13 protein-coding genes are annotated in these 14,360 nt (G+C 42.4%); 10 read left to right on the plus strand and 3 right to left on the minus strand.

The features are described 5' to 3' along the window. Positions 1 to 84: 84 nt before the first annotated feature. Positions 85 to 501 (minus strand): hypothetical protein, encoded by a 417-nt coding sequence (locus IQ283_RS16605; RefSeq protein WP_194221221.1) that lies wholly within the window; start codon positions 499 to 501, stop codon positions 85 to 87. A gap of 192 nt (positions 502 to 693) precedes the next feature. Here IQ283_RS16605 and wecB point away from each other — a divergent pair, with 192 nt between their 5' ends. Genes wecB through IQ283_RS16635 form a run of 6 tightly spaced genes read left to right on the plus strand, consistent with a single transcriptional unit; the run spans position 694 to position 6,215 of the window. Further along, positions 694 to 1,788 carry a non-hydrolyzing UDP-N-acetylglucosamine 2-epimerase gene (gene wecB, locus IQ283_RS16610; protein ID WP_194221222.1) on the plus strand — a complete coding sequence of 365 codons (1,095 nt, stop codon included), beginning with the start codon at positions 694 to 696 and terminating at the stop codon, positions 1,786 to 1,788. Beyond that, on the plus strand, positions 1,778 to 2,764 hold the full coding sequence (locus tag IQ283_RS16615; protein WP_194221223.1) for a polysaccharide biosynthesis protein: 987 nt from the start codon (positions 1,778 to 1,780) through the stop codon (positions 2,762 to 2,764). Before wecB ends, IQ283_RS16615 begins: the two co-directional genes overlap by 11 nt. Then, positions 2,764 to 3,591: a dTDP-4-dehydrorhamnose reductase family protein gene (locus tag IQ283_RS16620; RefSeq protein WP_194221224.1), complete on the plus strand. Its 828-nt coding sequence runs from the start codon at positions 2,764 to 2,766 to the stop codon at positions 3,589 to 3,591. The genes IQ283_RS16615 and IQ283_RS16620 overlap by 1 nt, the downstream gene beginning before the upstream one ends. Then, positions 3,584 to 4,444, plus strand: a complete 861-nt coding sequence (locus IQ283_RS16625; RefSeq protein WP_194221225.1) for an NAD-dependent epimerase/dehydratase family protein — start codon at positions 3,584 to 3,586, stop codon at positions 4,442 to 4,444. The genes IQ283_RS16620 and IQ283_RS16625 overlap by 8 nt, the downstream gene beginning before the upstream one ends. A gap of 17 nt (positions 4,445 to 4,461) precedes the next feature. Beyond that, the gene (locus IQ283_RS16630) at positions 4,462 to 5,178 is read left to right on the plus strand and encodes a glycosyltransferase family 2 protein (RefSeq protein ID WP_194221226.1); all 717 of its coding nucleotides are present in this window, start codon (positions 4,462 to 4,464) and stop codon (positions 5,176 to 5,178) included. 47 nt (positions 5,179 to 5,225) lie between these two features. After that, entirely contained in the window at positions 5,226 to 6,215 is a 990-nt protein-coding gene (locus IQ283_RS16635) for a glycosyltransferase family 4 protein (RefSeq protein ID WP_242057371.1), read from the plus strand. 9 nt (positions 6,216 to 6,224) lie between these two features. Here the strand turns inward: IQ283_RS16635 and IQ283_RS24320 are convergent, their stop codons facing one another. After that, the gene (locus IQ283_RS24320; protein WP_276511840.1) at positions 6,225 to 6,356 is read right to left on the minus strand and encodes a hypothetical protein; all 132 of its coding nucleotides are present in this window, start codon (positions 6,354 to 6,356) and stop codon (positions 6,225 to 6,227) included. 74 nt (positions 6,357 to 6,430) lie between these two features. Continuing rightward, a complete protein-coding gene (locus IQ283_RS16640; RefSeq protein ID WP_206759486.1) occupies positions 6,431 to 7,225 on the minus strand; it encodes a hypothetical protein in 795 nt (264 codons plus the stop codon). A 129-nt stretch (positions 7,226 to 7,354) separates the two neighbouring features. Here IQ283_RS16640 and IQ283_RS16645 point away from each other — a divergent pair, with 129 nt between their 5' ends. The 4 genes from IQ283_RS16645 to IQ283_RS16660 all read left to right on the plus strand — a co-directional run bounded on the left by IQ283_RS16645 (position 7,355) and on the right by IQ283_RS16660 (position 13,532). Beyond that, on the plus strand, positions 7,355 to 8,530 hold the full coding sequence (locus tag IQ283_RS16645) for a hypothetical protein (protein WP_194221229.1): 1,176 nt from the start codon (positions 7,355 to 7,357) through the stop codon (positions 8,528 to 8,530). A 102-nt stretch (positions 8,531 to 8,632) separates the two neighbouring features. Then, on the plus strand, positions 8,633 to 9,532 hold the full coding sequence (locus tag IQ283_RS16650; protein ID WP_194221230.1) for a hypothetical protein: 900 nt from the start codon (positions 8,633 to 8,635) through the stop codon (positions 9,530 to 9,532). Between the two features lie 80 nt (positions 9,533 to 9,612). After that, positions 9,613 to 9,837 (plus strand): hypothetical protein, encoded by a 225-nt coding sequence (locus IQ283_RS16655; protein ID WP_194221231.1) that lies wholly within the window; start codon positions 9,613 to 9,615, stop codon positions 9,835 to 9,837. A 581-nt stretch (positions 9,838 to 10,418) separates the two neighbouring features. Continuing rightward, positions 10,419 to 13,532: a collagen-like protein gene (locus IQ283_RS16660; RefSeq protein WP_194221232.1), complete on the plus strand. Its 3,114-nt coding sequence runs from the start codon at positions 10,419 to 10,421 to the stop codon at positions 13,530 to 13,532. Positions 13,533 to 14,360: the final 828 nt, after the last annotated feature.

Below are 14,360 nucleotides of genomic sequence, written 5' to 3' on the forward strand. Positions count from 1 at the left end.
CCTCCCATCCTGCTTTTATTACGTTATGCATAAAGGAAAAAATATCGAATAAAAAACGAGACCAATTTCGGTCTCGTTTTCTCATTACCCAAACGAAATTCCAGTAAGGGTTATGGGGCCAACTGCATTAGCGCTATCAAGAAGGATAAGGCTTTGATCTAACTCTGCTCGTAGAGAGTAGTCATAATAACCGCCTGGGGGATTATTGTCGACGGCAGTGAAAGATATCGTTTGATAGTCTGCTACGCTTACATCAATGGAAATACGTGTACTGAAAATAACCATTGAGTTTCTGTAGATTGTAACTAGTACAGTTGGATTTAAAGCAGTGGCTCTAACCCCGATAGTCGCATTAAGTTCAACTTCGCTTACTTGATTGGGAACGTATAGTCCGAAGCTAGCTAGCGTAACACGAGAAGGTGAGCGAGGAATGTTTCGAACGATTGAGTTGCTAAAAGCTGTTGGAACGCTTTTGTTATAATCAAAAATTTGCTTAGGCATAAGTGACCTCCTCTCTTATCAGGATAGCTTATCCTATGCGAACTACAGAGGGATGGAATAGACAGGCCCCCCCTTTTAAATAAAAAGGGCATTATAAAGTAGTTTTTCAAAATTAGGAGATTGTCCATTGCGGGTTACCGTTTCATACATAAGTTAATTAGTGTAAAAAAAGTGTAAGAAATGAGGGCCGACATGAAGGTTGCGACAATACTGGGCACACGACCAGAAATTATTAGATTAAGTTTGATCATTGATAAACTCGATCAATTAGCTGATGAACACATCCTCATTCATACAGGACAGAATTCAGCACCTTCTCTCCGAGATGTGTTTTTTAAAGAAATGGGCATTCGATCACCAGATTACATGCTTTCAAATACAGCTTCTTCATTAGGAGAACAGCTATCTTTCATGTTCATGAAGATAGAGCAAATTCTTCTCACACATCAACCAGATCGTATTTTAATTCTGGGAGACACGAATTCAGCTTTATGTGCTGTGCTTGCGGAGCGTTTAAACATTCCTGTTACACATATGGAAGCTGGAAATCGCTGTTTTGATCTTGAAGTACCTGAAGAGAAAAATCGTAAGGTGATCGATGCTGTATCTAGCTATAATTTGCCCTACACACCTCAAAGTAGAGAAAACCTATTAAGAGAAGGGTTTCCATCTAACCGAATTTACGTTACTGGTAATCCTATTCTCGAAGTACTAACACACTATGAAGCTTCTATTCAACAAAGTGACATTTTAAGTTCGCTAAAGCTAGAAGAAAAAGACTATTTTCTAGTGACGATTCATCGAGCTGAGAACGTAGATCATCCTAAAAAGTTGAAAGAAATCTTCGATGGGTTAACGCTCATTGCGATGGAATATAAGAAGAGAATTATTTGCAGTATTCATCCAAGAACTAAATCAAAATTAACGGCCGAATATGCTGATAGCTTGGACTCGCTTATTGAACTGCATGAACCGTTTGGGTTTATAGACTTTGTGAGACTTGAGAAGTCAGCGTTCTGCGTCTTAACAGATAGCGGAACAGTGCAAGAGGAATGTTGTTTGTTCCGAGTACCAGCTGTTACAGTCCGATCCACAACTGAACGTCCTGAGACGATCGCATGTGGAAGCAATATGATCTCAGGCATTGATGCTGCGAGTATAAAACGAGCTGTTGACGTAATGCTTTATCATCAACCAAATTGGATGATTCCAACTGGTTATGAGGATTTAAATGTATCAGACCGAGTAGTGAAATTTATTTTAGGAGGAATACAAATTGTTCCGTGATCAAACGATACTGGTAACTGGAGGAACTGGATCCTGGGGCCATGAGTTAATAAAACAGCTGTTGCAAAAATCGCCAAAAGAAATTCGTGTTTTATCGAGAAATGAAACGAGCCAGGTTGAAATGAAGAGGGAATTTCATCAAGACCCACGACTAACATTTCTAATCGGAGATATTAAAGAAAGAGAAGGTTTATTAGAAGCAGGTAAGGGTGTTGATTATTTATTTCACCTTGCTGCATTGAAGCACGTGCCAGTCTGTGAAGACCAACCGATTGAAGCTTTAAATACAAACGTTATCGGCACACAGAATGTGATTAAAACGGCGATCGAGAATAATGTGAAGAAAGTTGTTTACATTTCGACAGACAAAGCTGCAAATCCATCTAATTTCTACGGTTTTTCAAAGGCAATGGGTGAACGGTTGATCATTCATGCGAACACGCTCAAGTCGAATACTACCTTTGTATGCGTGAGAGGTGGAAACGTCCTTGGAACAAACGGAAGCGTCATTCATGTTTTTAAGAATCAAATTCAAAACAAAGCTGAAATCGGCATTACTCATCCAGAAATGACGCGTTTTTTCTTAACAATTGAAGACGCCATTAAACTACTATTCAAAGCCACGTATGAAAGTAGAGGCGGCGAGATTTTTGTTATGAAGATGCCTACTTGTAAAATAATGGATCTAGCGGAAGTTCTAATCGAGGCATCGGGCGTCCAGAACGTAAAAATACGTGAACAGGGGATAAGACCAGGAGAGAAGCTTCATGAAATTCTTTTCTCGGAATATGAAAGTCAATCAACAGTATACTACGACAAAGAGTACTTCGTTATTTTGCCTGCAATCAAAATTACTGGTCTGAATGAGAGATATGCGAACTTCCAGCCTGTTACTCTAAAAAACTATAACTCTGGTGAAGACGTTATGACGAAAGCAGAAATCAAAGCCATGCTTATTAAAGGTGGGTTCATCTAATGAAGCTGCTAGTACTTGGAGGAAAAGGAATGGCAGGCCATGTTCTGACTGCCTATTTCAAAAAAAAGTATAAAGACGTTTATTTCACTTCAAGAGATGCTAGTGATCCAAACGGATATGTGTTAGATGTTCTTGATACCGTGCAATTAGAGTCGGTCATCGATGAAATCCAGCCGGATGTTGTGGTAAATGCGATTGGCGTGTTGAATGAGTCTGCAGAACAAAATGAGCAACTTGCTTTTCAGGTTAATGCATTACTGCCACATCAACTTGTGAAATTAATGAACCGGAGAAAAGGTAAAGTAGTTCATATAAGTTCAGATTGTGTCTTTAAAGGAGATAAAGGCAACTATACAGAATCAGACCAGCCTGATGGAATTACGGTTTATGCCAAATCGAAGGCGCTCGGAGAAGTAACAGAAATCCCTCATTTGACAGTTCGAACATCCATTGTAGGTCCTGAACTAAAGGGAAATGGGATTGGTCTCTTACAATGGTTCCTCAAACAGAAAGGTGAAATAAAAGGGTTTGATCAGGCTTTCTGGAATGGGGTTACGACATTAGAGCTTGCGAAAGCGATCGATTCTTTAATACAACAAGAAACGACAGGGCTATACCATCTGCATGCACCTGAGACAGTTTCGAAATTTGAGCTACTTACTCTTTTTAAAGAAGTATTTCAAAAGGAAGATGTAACAATTGTCCCTTCTAGCGAATTAAAGTTAGATCGAACGATTGTTCATACTCGTACTGATGCTTTTTACGACGTACAATCTTACCGAGCTATGCTTCAGGAGTTAAGAGCATGGATGAAGGATTATGCCTAAACAAACGGTTCTTGTTACAGGAGCAACTGGTTTTACAGGGGCCCATGCCATTAAGAAATTAAAGCAGGATTATCATGTTATTGGAATATCTCGGCGTGCGAACCCCAATATTCTTACTGTAGATCTATGTGATCAGCTTGCTGTAAATGAAATGATGGCAAAAACAATGCCTGATATGATTCTTCACTTAGCAGGACAAAACCATGTACAACAGTCCTGGGAAGAACCAGTCTCTACTTTTGAAACGAACGTGCTCGCTACGCTTTATCTTTTGGAGGCAGCTAGAAAACACGTGCCAAACTGTCGAATTGTCGTTGTTGGATCTGCCCTTCAAGCAGAAAAAGCGTATCCTCACCCATATAGTTTTAGTAAATCACTCCAGGCTAACTTAGCGAAAGCCTGGGGAGATTTATATGGAATGCAAATAATTTTAGCTGTTCCATGTAACTTAATCGGTCCCGGTCCATCTACTGGTGTTTGTTCAGCGATTGCAAAACAGCTAATTAACGAAGAGAATCGGGATAAAGATAAAGAAATACAATTATCTAATGCCTTTGCTACGCGAGATTACCTTGATGTGAGAGACGCAGTGAGAGCCTATCAAATGGTTCTAGAGTATGGTGAAGTAGGCATAGCTTACGAGATTGGAAGTGGATATTATCGAACCCTTGAAGAAGTTATCGCTGAATTTCAAAAGCTAACACCATATCCTATAAATGCCTCATATCTAGAACGTAAGAAGGAACAGGTATCATTGAACTCATCCATCAAGATGAACAAACTTGGTTGGAAGCCAAATATCTCATTTGAGAAATCTCTTAGGGATCTGATGGAGTATGCAAAAAAATCTTAAAAGAAAAGAGGGAGAGTATGAAGAAAGTATCAATCATTATCCCCTTTTATAACTGTGAATATATTGATGTAGCGATTGAAAGTGCTTTGGCACAGACGTATAAGAACATTGAAGTGATCGTGATTAATGATGGTTCAACGCTCTATACAGAGAAAATCAAACCGTACTACGGACGGATTCGCTATATTGAACAGGGAAATAAAGGGACAGCAGGGGCGCTAAATACGGGGATTGCTAATGCAACGGGAGAATACTTTACATGGTTAAGCGCTGACGACCTTTATCAACCCAATAAAGTAGAAAAGCAAGTGACTGCGCTCGAACAATCCAATCACGTTATAGGGTACTCCTCTTATGTGTTGATAAACGAATTTGGAACAGTAACAAGCGGATCAGTAGGGGTGGCTTTTCCTAATCGACTATCTTTCTTAAAGCATTTAAGGCAAGGGTGTGCCATTAACGGCTGCACGGTCATGGTGAAAATGGAAGTGCTCCGGGCATTAGGCGGGTTTGATGAAACGCTAAGATTTACACATGACTATGATTTGTGGGCGCGTATTGCAAAGGATCATGCCTTTTCTTATATAGACGAATGTCTTGTTCAATACCGGGTGCATAGTGAGATGGGAACACAACGACACAGTGAAGCCATTCGAACAGAACTTCGCCTTGTGAAAAAGAAAGTGAGAATGCTCCTTCTAGAAGCGTATCGGAAAGAACGTATGCAATTATGAAATTCACCTTCCCAATCATTACTCTATGTAAAGGCGGCGCACAAAGAATGCTGGCTGAAATAACGAATGGCCTTGTAGACCGTGGCCATGAAGTCATCATTCTGATGCCAAAAACCGGTGTGATTGAATATCCAATAAAATCAACTGTCAAACGAACGACAGAGCTATACGGGATACCAGAATCTTCTTATCCGAAAGCAGATGTTATTGTATCGAACTATTATACGCTTATTGACGACGCAGAAAACGCTAGTAGGAACAAGAAAGGTATCCACATAAGAATTAGTCTGTGTTACGAACCAACCTTTTTACCTGAACAAGAATTATCCTTCCCAAGTTATCATGTAACGCCAAACCTCATTGTATTATCGAAATGGCAGCAAGACCTGATTCGACTAAATCATGGCATTACTGGCTCAATCGTACCTGTAGGAATTAGTGACCAATTTTATAATATGGGTACACGGTTATTAAATAAAGTCCCTAATCTTACAGCGATACTAAGAAGGCCAGAGGGAGGTCATTCCTGGCATCGTGAGCAAAATTACCTGTTAGAGCAACTGGCTATTGTTCAAAAGTCATACCCTAATGCCAAATACACATTAATTAGTCCACCTAATGAGTTGGCTGCTTCTAAAGCGCTTCAAATGATTAAAGCATCAGGGAAGTATCGCTATCTCACACCGGCTGATGATCGAGAGTTGGCTTATCATTACAATGAAGCAGACATATTTGTCAATTCTTCTACTTATGATACGGCTTCACTTCCTGGACTTGAAGCCATGAAGTGTGGAGCTGCACTCGTCACAACGTATAACGGAGGTAATTTAGATTATTGCAAACACGGCGTGAATTCCCTGCTTTCTTACCGCTATGAAAATCGACTAGCAGAAGACGTTATGACACTACTAAGCCAACCAAATCTAAGAAATGAGATCGCATTAAATGGAGAGAAAGAAACAGAGAAATGGACGTGGAAGCGAAGCGTCGACGCCTTTTTGAATGCTGTTCACTCCATAATAAAAACGACCGGATAATCCGGTCGTTTACTGTGTATTTGGCTTCCAAGTCGTTTTACCACATGTGCGGCATCCTTTTATTTGAGTGGGCCGCGACTTTCTTGTTCTTCTTGTACGTTTCACTTTTTTATATAATTCTTGAATATCTGCTTTCTTCATCTTTCTCCTCCTGACAGACTTTTCTATAACTTTGTACATCTTATTCTGCTAGGAAGAGTAAGGTGTGGAGTTGATTACTTCTTCTGATGAAATGGGTTAATGACTGATGTTTTCCGCTGATTATGATTAAACTTAAATGGGTCAAATGGTGAGGGTTCAAAAAGTATACTAGACTGAGAAAAAGGGTTGATTGGCTGGTGATTTTGATTTGGTGAAGTCGTTTGTGGCTCTGTTTTTTGTTGAGGAACGATCGCATCAGGAACATCGGGCCACTCAGACAGAGGGTGATCCGTTTTTTGATGTGATGCAAGCGTTGGATTCACTTCTTCTAAAACGTTTGTAACTAATCTTTCATACATACCGATTGAAATGTGATGTACCGGCTTGAAATAGGGTTTCATAAAATATTGAATGATCATATAGGAAATCCATTCAATTGCAGTATAATGATCATCTTCTTTAATAAAGCAAGTCATTGTGGATCCATTGAAAGGAAGCCAGGCATTTTTGTGAATTCTTTTTTGTAAATCAAGGCTCTTATAGTCGAGTGCTTTCGGGCGTACTTTTTTGTTCCCGATCAAAATGGATAGTGGAGAAGCGAGGTGTGAGGCTACATCAATTGTGATCGATAGGTCACTGTTTTCTTCCATATGTGTAGCATCGATTCCCGTATGCCTTACTAACTCCATAAGGGAATAAGCATAGTGGCTCCACTCGGAAGTGAGATGCAGCTTCTTCCCTTCTAATGGCATCGTAAGAACATTGTCGTTCATCTGCAGCCCCCAGTATGGGAGAAGTAATAATAGCGCATTTAATTCTTCGCTTGAGAGCTTACAAATCACTTTATCTTTCCAGATGAGATTTATCAAAAAATCTTCTCCTTTCTTCTCCATGAGAAACGCATATGAAATTTGGGCAGCTCCTTCTGTTGCATTTCTGTGCTAATTCCATAGTATGTAGTGAATCAACCTATCATGTGAAAGAAAGGAAGGAACGATATGGGTCACAAACAACATAAGCAACGCACCGTTCCTACAGCTACAAATAGCCTACAGGATGAGTGCATTCGCGTTCAAAAAGTATACGATTGGGTAACCGATCAGCTTTCTGTAAAGAAGAAAATCAAATTTACAGATCATGAGCTTAAAAAGATCGAATGTGCTATGGAAGATCCAAGCCGCCGTCCACTTCGTATTGTATGTAAAACACCAGAAGCACCTCCTTTGTTCCCACTCTCAGGCAGCGAGCATACAGAAGATGACTTTTTCTGTGAACAAATTGGAGAAAAACGGGATGTTAGCGTAGCAATTCCTGGTGGGGGATTTGCAGATGCTCAACTCGTTGACCTTTTATTTACAACTGATGTAAAGGTGAAGGTTGTCGACCGACATGGCGATTTAGTAACAGAGGTCGATTGCAACGCATCTGTTCTTGAATCATTTGTGCTATGCTTCCCGAATGGAACAGATCTCTTCTGTCGAATCACTAAAATTGTATGCCGCATTCCTTCAGGAACTGTATTATTAAACTGTCCTGCACCATCTTCATTTGATCTAGAAGTTATTTTCTGTGTAGACATTCAAGTAGAAGCTGAAGTGAAACTAGAGGTTCTTGCGAAGTTCTGTTCACCTCGTGACAATGATCTAATTGCACCTGACTTGATCGATGAATGTCCTCCAATTGAATTCCCGGAACAGTGTCCAGACATCTTCCCGCGTCCAAGTTGTGATTGCTCACTAAGTGGTGAAGCGAGTGGAGAAATAGACTGTGATGATGATTCTGGTAAAGCAACATTGCTTGTAAACATTTGTGATAATTGTAGTCTTACTGGAAGCTCTATGAAACTTAATTTCCATGACACAGACTCAAGCGATGGAAAGAACGACTTTACATTCACTGCAACGAGTTTTGATCAAGATACTCTTAAGTGCGAAGAATGTGGAGATGGTTTGAAGTTCATCGTTGAAGGTAGCGGTGTAACGGATCGCGGTCGTACGTTTGACTTTAAACTTGCTGTAGTTGACGCAGACGATGATCAGTGGTTTGAAGTGCATTTATTAAACCGTAGAGGAAAAGTTGTCTTTAATACAGGAACTGTGGAAGTTGAAGAAGGCGATCTTACCGTTGATGATTGCATCACATTTGATGATATTAAGTACAAGAAACAGTCATAAATCAGTAGTGCAGGAGATCATATCCTGCACTTTTTTGTTATGAAAAGAGACCTATCACTCATACATATAGAATGTAGCGCTGGTTAGAGAGGGGGAGGTTCCATGCAGGGTGAAAAATTGAGTTATTCTCGTCTCATTTCACGTACGAAATATTTTCAAGAAAAATCGCTGGAACTTGAGAAAGAACTTATTTTTGCGAACGATCAATTAGCTTCGCTTGAGAAGCAAATCGAGTTAAGTAAGGAGCAGGAGAAAACGATCGCTTATTTGCAGGAAGAGTTAAATTTATTAGAAAAAGAGCTTGAAAACCAGGCAAAAGAGCATGTGCTTATTAAGGAAGAAGTAGAAGAGAAGAAAAGTATTGGGCAAGATGATGTAAGGATACAAGGATATGAAAACCTTCTTGCAGAGATGCAAATAGAGATCAATGAAAAAGACAAGCGGCTTCAGCATTATCAAGGAAAAGTGAAAAACCTTGAGAAGCGGGCGCAGTATCAAAAGAACGAAGAAGTATCAGAGTCAGTCAAGGAAAAAGATGAAATAGCTGAGACTTACGCTGTGAGCTACTTCAATACTTCTATAATTATTAGCGATAAACAGACGGTTATGATTCGTGGAGATTTACAAATTGAAAATTGCGGAACAACGAAATTGCGTAATCCTCTTGTTTGCTTTCGCTTTTTGCCGAGAGAAGCAGCTACCTTAAAAGGGCGTATTTATTCCATTGATGATGTAGAAACAAAAGGTGTTGATGCAAGCGATCGAATTCAGTGGGTATTTCCTGATCATGATTGGTTAGAGAAATCAAAAGAGAAGGGGGAAATTTGGGTTTCTCCGTTACACCCAGTGATATTGAAGCCTGGAGATAAGATCGGGATCGAAAGTTTTCAAATCCCAATTAAATCTGAATTTAAAGAGCCTGTTATTATTGAAGGATTTGTTTATTTTCAAAAAGAGAATTATAAAATAAAAGTTTCAAATCAAATAGCCTTGAGCTACTAATATAGATGGCGCCCATACCCACTATCCTCCTTTTGCATAGGATAATGTGAAGTAAGAGGATAAGAGGGGGAGGATTTAGAATGTCTGAGAAGAAGAGAAAACCGCAAGTCATTCACGTTGATAAACTGATCGTTAAAGCTAATGAAGTTATTATCCGCAATGACCGTGAACATAAACGATATGAAGATATAGAAGAAAATAGAGAAAACAAGCGAGACCCTTGGGGATTTTTTGGATCGAATGATGAGGAGGAAAGAGAAGAAGCAGGAGAAGATACGAACAAAGGTGGCTTTAATTGGTTCTAAGAGCAGAATATTCTGCTCTTTTTTTTGTTGTGAAATTATTCAATATTTTATTACATAATATGGTCAATGGATTAAGTGTGAAATGTGTATGTTTAGAAGTAAAGTGGTGTTCCGCTAATTTTTCTCATATTAGAAAGAGATCATCATATATTGTTTGAGATGCAACATAGTAAAGACACACATTCAGAGTAAACCGACTCAAATTTTTCGCTTTCGAAAGACGAATTGGGTTTGATTGAGTTGAATAACGTATTTTGATTTTATTGGAAAAGGAGGAGAGAAAGTTTTTATATTGACGACTGGGCCAATTGAAAATAAACCTACTGTTGGTACTAGAACAACGCACTAGGTAACAATAAAGATTTCGAATCGTAGTTCTGTCAATACCTCTACAATAGAAGTAATGGGAAAGTAACTAAATTTTACCTAGACGGTAATAACAATTTAGGAAAACGGAATGGAACATTGTAACCAGCACATGGACTTGTCCCATTAGAATCGAAAGTTAATTTAACGGCGAAATTTTACTTTCCTAAACAAACGGTTGAAGTGAAGGTTTTAAGCGGAAAAGGGGGGGTAAAATGCCAACATTATACACTGGTCCAATCGAAAATGCTCCTGTAAATGGTGTTAGAGCAACACAACAGTTTTCAGTGAAAATAACTAATCGAAGTTCAACGTTGAACGGAACTGTCTATATCGAAGGATATATATTAAGTAATACCAGGACTTTATATGTTCAAGAATTGTTCAGTATTGCACCGAATCAAGTTATTACTAAGACTTTTGTCGCTAATTTTGATGCATTTGAGTTTAATTTCACTACAGGAGGGGGCGCTGAAAAAAATATTGAAGTATCTGCCTGGGGTAAAAACACTGCAGGCCAATTGGTCACGGCTCATCGTTTGGTTTCTTCTGAATTGATAGGGGCCCAATTGAGTGGAGCCACTGGAGCGACCGGGGCAACCGGAGCAACTGGGGTAACGGGATCAACTGGAGTAAAAGGAGCGACCGGAGCAACAGGAGCCACCGGATCAACGGGTGCAACCGGAGAAACCGGTGAAACAGGTGCCACGGGAGCCACCGGAGCAACGGGTGCAACCGGTGAAACAGGAGCAACCGGAGCAACCGGAGCAACGGGAGTAACCGGAACAACGGGAGTAACCGGAACAACGGGAGCAACCGGAGAAACCGGTGAAACAGGTGCCACGGGAGCCACCGGAGCAACGGGTGCAACCGGTGAAACAGGAGCAACTGGATCCACAGGAGAAATGGGATCAACCGGAACAACGGGAGCAACCGGAGAAACCGGTGAAACAGGTGCCACGGGAGCCACCGGAGCAACGGGTGAAACAGGAGCAACCGGAGCAACCGGAGCAACCGGAGCAACGGGAGTAACCGGAACAACGGGAGCAACCGGTGCCACGGGAGCCACCGGATCAACGGGTGCAACCGGAGAAACCGGAGCAACTGGATCCACAGGAGAAATGGGATCAACCGGAACAACGGGAGCAACCGGAGAAACCGGTGAAACAGGTGCCACGGGAGCCACCGGAGCAACGGGTGAAACAGGAGCAACCGGAGCAACCGGAGCAACGGGAGCAACCGGTGCCACGGGAGCCACCGGATCAACGGGTGCAACCGGTGAAACAGGAGCAACCGGAGCAACCGGAGCAACCGGAGCAACGGGAGTAACCGGAACAACGGGAGCCACCGGATCAACGGGTGCAACCGGTGAAACAGGAACAACCGGAGCCACCGGATCAACTGGGGTAACTGGAGCAACGGGAGAAGCAGGAGCGACCGGAGAAACCGGAGCAACGGGTGCAACCGGTGAAACAGGAGCAACCGGAGCAACCGGAGCAACGGGAGTAACGGGAGTAACCGGAACAACGGGAGCCACCGGAGCAACGGGTGCAACCGGTGAAACAGGAGCAACCGGAGAAACCGGAGCAACGGGAGTAACGGGTGCAACCGGTGAAACAGGAGCAACCGGAGCAACCGGAGCAACCGGAGCAACGGGTGCAACCGGAGAAACCGGAGAAACCGGAGCAACTGGAGAAACCGGAACAACGGGATCAACCGGACCAACCGGACCAACAGGAGCAACTGGAGAAACCGGAGCAACCGGAACAACCGGAACAACCGGAGCATCGGGAACAACGGGATCAACAGGAGTAACGGGAGTAACCGGGACAACGGGATCAACAGGTGTAACTGGATCAACCGGAGAAACCGGAGCAACCGGAACAACCGGAGCATCGGGAGTAACCGGAGTAACTGGAACAACGGGACCAACAGGAGCAACAGGAGCAACCGGAGTAACCGGGACAACGGGACCAACAGGAGTAACGGGAGCAACCGGATCAACCGGAGCATCGGGAGTAACCGGAACAACCGGAACAACCGGAGCAACAGGAGTAACGGGAGCAACGGGAGCCACCGGATCAACGGGTGCAACCGGAGAAACCGGAGCAACGGGAGTAACCGGAACAACGGGAGCCACCGGATCAACGGGTGCAACCGGTGAAACAGGAACAACCGGAGCCACCGGATCAACTGGGGTAACTGGAGCAACGGGAGAAGCAGGAGCGACCGGAGAAACCGGAGCAACGGGTGCAACCGGTGAAACAGGAGCAACCGGAGCAACCGGAGCAACGGGAGTAACGGGAGTAACCGGAACAACGGGAGCCACCGGATCAACGGGTGCAACCGGTGAAACAGGAACAACCGGAGCCACCGGATCAACTGGGGTAACTGGAGCAACGGGAGAAGCAGGAGCGACCGGAGAAACCGGATCAACGGGTGAAACCGGTGCCACGGGAGCCACCGGAGAAACCGGAGCAACGGGAGTAACGGGAGTAACCGGAACAACGGGATCAACCGGACCAACCGGACCAACAGGAGCAACTGGAGAAACCGGAGCAACCGGAACAACCGGAACAACCGGAACAACCGGAGCATCGGGAACAACGGGATCAACAGGAGTAACGGGAGTAACCGGGACAACGGGATCAACAGGTGTAACTGGATCAACCGGAGAAACCGGAGCAACCGGAACAACCGGAGCATCGGGAGTAACCGGAGTAACTGGAACAACGGGACCAACAGGAGCAACAGGAGCAACCGGAGTAACCGGGACAACGGGACCAACAGGAGTAACGGGAGCAACCGGATCAACCGGAGCATCGGGAGTAACCGGAACAACCGGAACAACCGGAGCAACAGGAGTAACGGGAGCAACGGGAGCAACCGGAGTAACCGGAGTAACCGGAACAACCGGAGCAACTGGTACTGGCGGTGCGAATTTATATCAAAATCAAAATCCAGCTACTCTTGGGGTTTTTCCTCCTCTTAATACCGAAGTAGTTTCTAATTCTATTCCTATAACAGCTGTATCAGGGAACTTAATGAAGATTGACTATGCTGTGGGAGTGGAATTTGTAAACACAGCTAATTATAGCGTAACTTATGTGTTGCGGTTATATCGTAATGGAACTCTTATTGAAACGAGAACAGCCAACAGAGTAGGATCAGGTGCTGGTACGCAAAACTTACCACTTGCAGACACTTTTGTTGATACAACGCCAGTAATCGGGCTAAACAATTATCAGCTTAGAGTAATTGTTACAGCTGCTTCGAATGTTACGACCTTATCGGTAATCAATAGAAACCTGAATATTATTCAATTTTAGCTTAAACGCGGTACTCTTTTCGAGTGCCGCTTATTTAGATTTAACAATGGATAATTAATTTTTGACGAGACGTCTCATACATTTAAAAGCAATGCATATCAGGGAACATATGAATCGAGTTGTGAAAAATCTAAGCATGGTCCGATTTACACTTCCCATTTGTAATTATTCCAAGCCTTACATCACTCTTCCGAGATATACAGATTGGGCAATTTTTAGCGGCAATGTAATCTTTGAGAATAACTATTTTCCAGTTCCATTCAGTACGGGGGATTTGGTATATCTGAAAAAGGATAGAGTGGACAATACTTCTTACAGGTTATTCAAATATCGTCAATTCATGGATTCATAGCAGTATTGTAATAGTGGCATCGGTGATATCGGATTACCGCCAGTGGGAATTTACAATACACAGTTAGATACGCCTATTTGTGCTGGATTGTAACCTCGGATTCTAGCTTGAAATGCACTAAAACAATTCTATTCATATTAGCCTAAACGTGAAAATAATTACTGTGATATACAATATTTAAAAAGTGCAGAATTCAGTGTGATATGGTAACAGTTATCTATTAGTTATGTAAGGGAGTACCCCTGTAAATATTTTTCATATTAGAAAGGAATCATCATATATTGTTTGAGATGCAACTTAGTAATGACAGACCTTCCAAAAATGACGCGGGGATACTCACTTCAGATAGGGTCATCTGGATCAAGTGAGGTGATTAAGTCACTTGAAGTGAGTAGGGTAAGGAGGAGAGATGTTGCTTATTTTGACGACTGGGCCAATTGAAAATAAACCTATTAATGGTATCAGGCCAACGCAAC

It is taken from the genome of Pseudalkalibacillus hwajinpoensis, from assembly GCF_015234585.1.
GTDB lineage: Bacteria > Bacillota > Bacilli > Bacillales > Guptibacillaceae > Guptibacillus > Guptibacillus hwajinpoensis_B.

Bases quoted from the DNA above. Each gene is read 5' to 3' on its own strand.
- IQ283_RS16650 (WP_194221230.1), top strand. From the start codon at position 8,633: ATGCAGGGTGAAAAATTGAGTTATTCTCGTCTCATTTCACGTACGAAA.
- IQ283_RS16655 (WP_194221231.1), top strand. From the start codon at position 9,613: ATGTCTGAGAAGAAGAGAAAACCGCAAGTCATTCACGTTGATAAACTG.
- IQ283_RS16605 (WP_194221221.1), bottom strand. From the start codon at position 501: ATGCCTAAGCAAATTTTTGATTATAACAAAAGCGTTCCAACAGCTTTT.
- wecB (WP_194221222.1), top strand. From the start codon at position 694: ATGAAGGTTGCGACAATACTGGGCACACGACCAGAAATTATTAGATTA.
- IQ283_RS16625 (WP_194221225.1), top strand. From the start codon at position 3,584: ATGCCTAAACAAACGGTTCTTGTTACAGGAGCAACTGGTTTTACAGGG.
- IQ283_RS24320 (WP_276511840.1), bottom strand. From the start codon at position 6,356: ATGAAGAAAGCAGATATTCAAGAATTATATAAAAAAGTGAAACGTACA.
- IQ283_RS16620 (WP_194221224.1), top strand. From the start codon at position 2,764: ATGAAGCTGCTAGTACTTGGAGGAAAAGGAATGGCAGGCCATGTTCTG.
- IQ283_RS16645 (WP_194221229.1), top strand. From the start codon at position 7,355: ATGGGTCACAAACAACATAAGCAACGCACCGTTCCTACAGCTACAAAT.
- IQ283_RS16635 (WP_242057371.1), top strand. From the start codon at position 5,226: ATGCTGGCTGAAATAACGAATGGCCTTGTAGACCGTGGCCATGAAGTC.
- IQ283_RS16630 (WP_194221226.1), top strand. From the start codon at position 4,462: ATGAAGAAAGTATCAATCATTATCCCCTTTTATAACTGTGAATATATT.
- IQ283_RS16660 (WP_194221232.1), top strand. From the start codon at position 10,419: ATGCCAACATTATACACTGGTCCAATCGAAAATGCTCCTGTAAATGGT.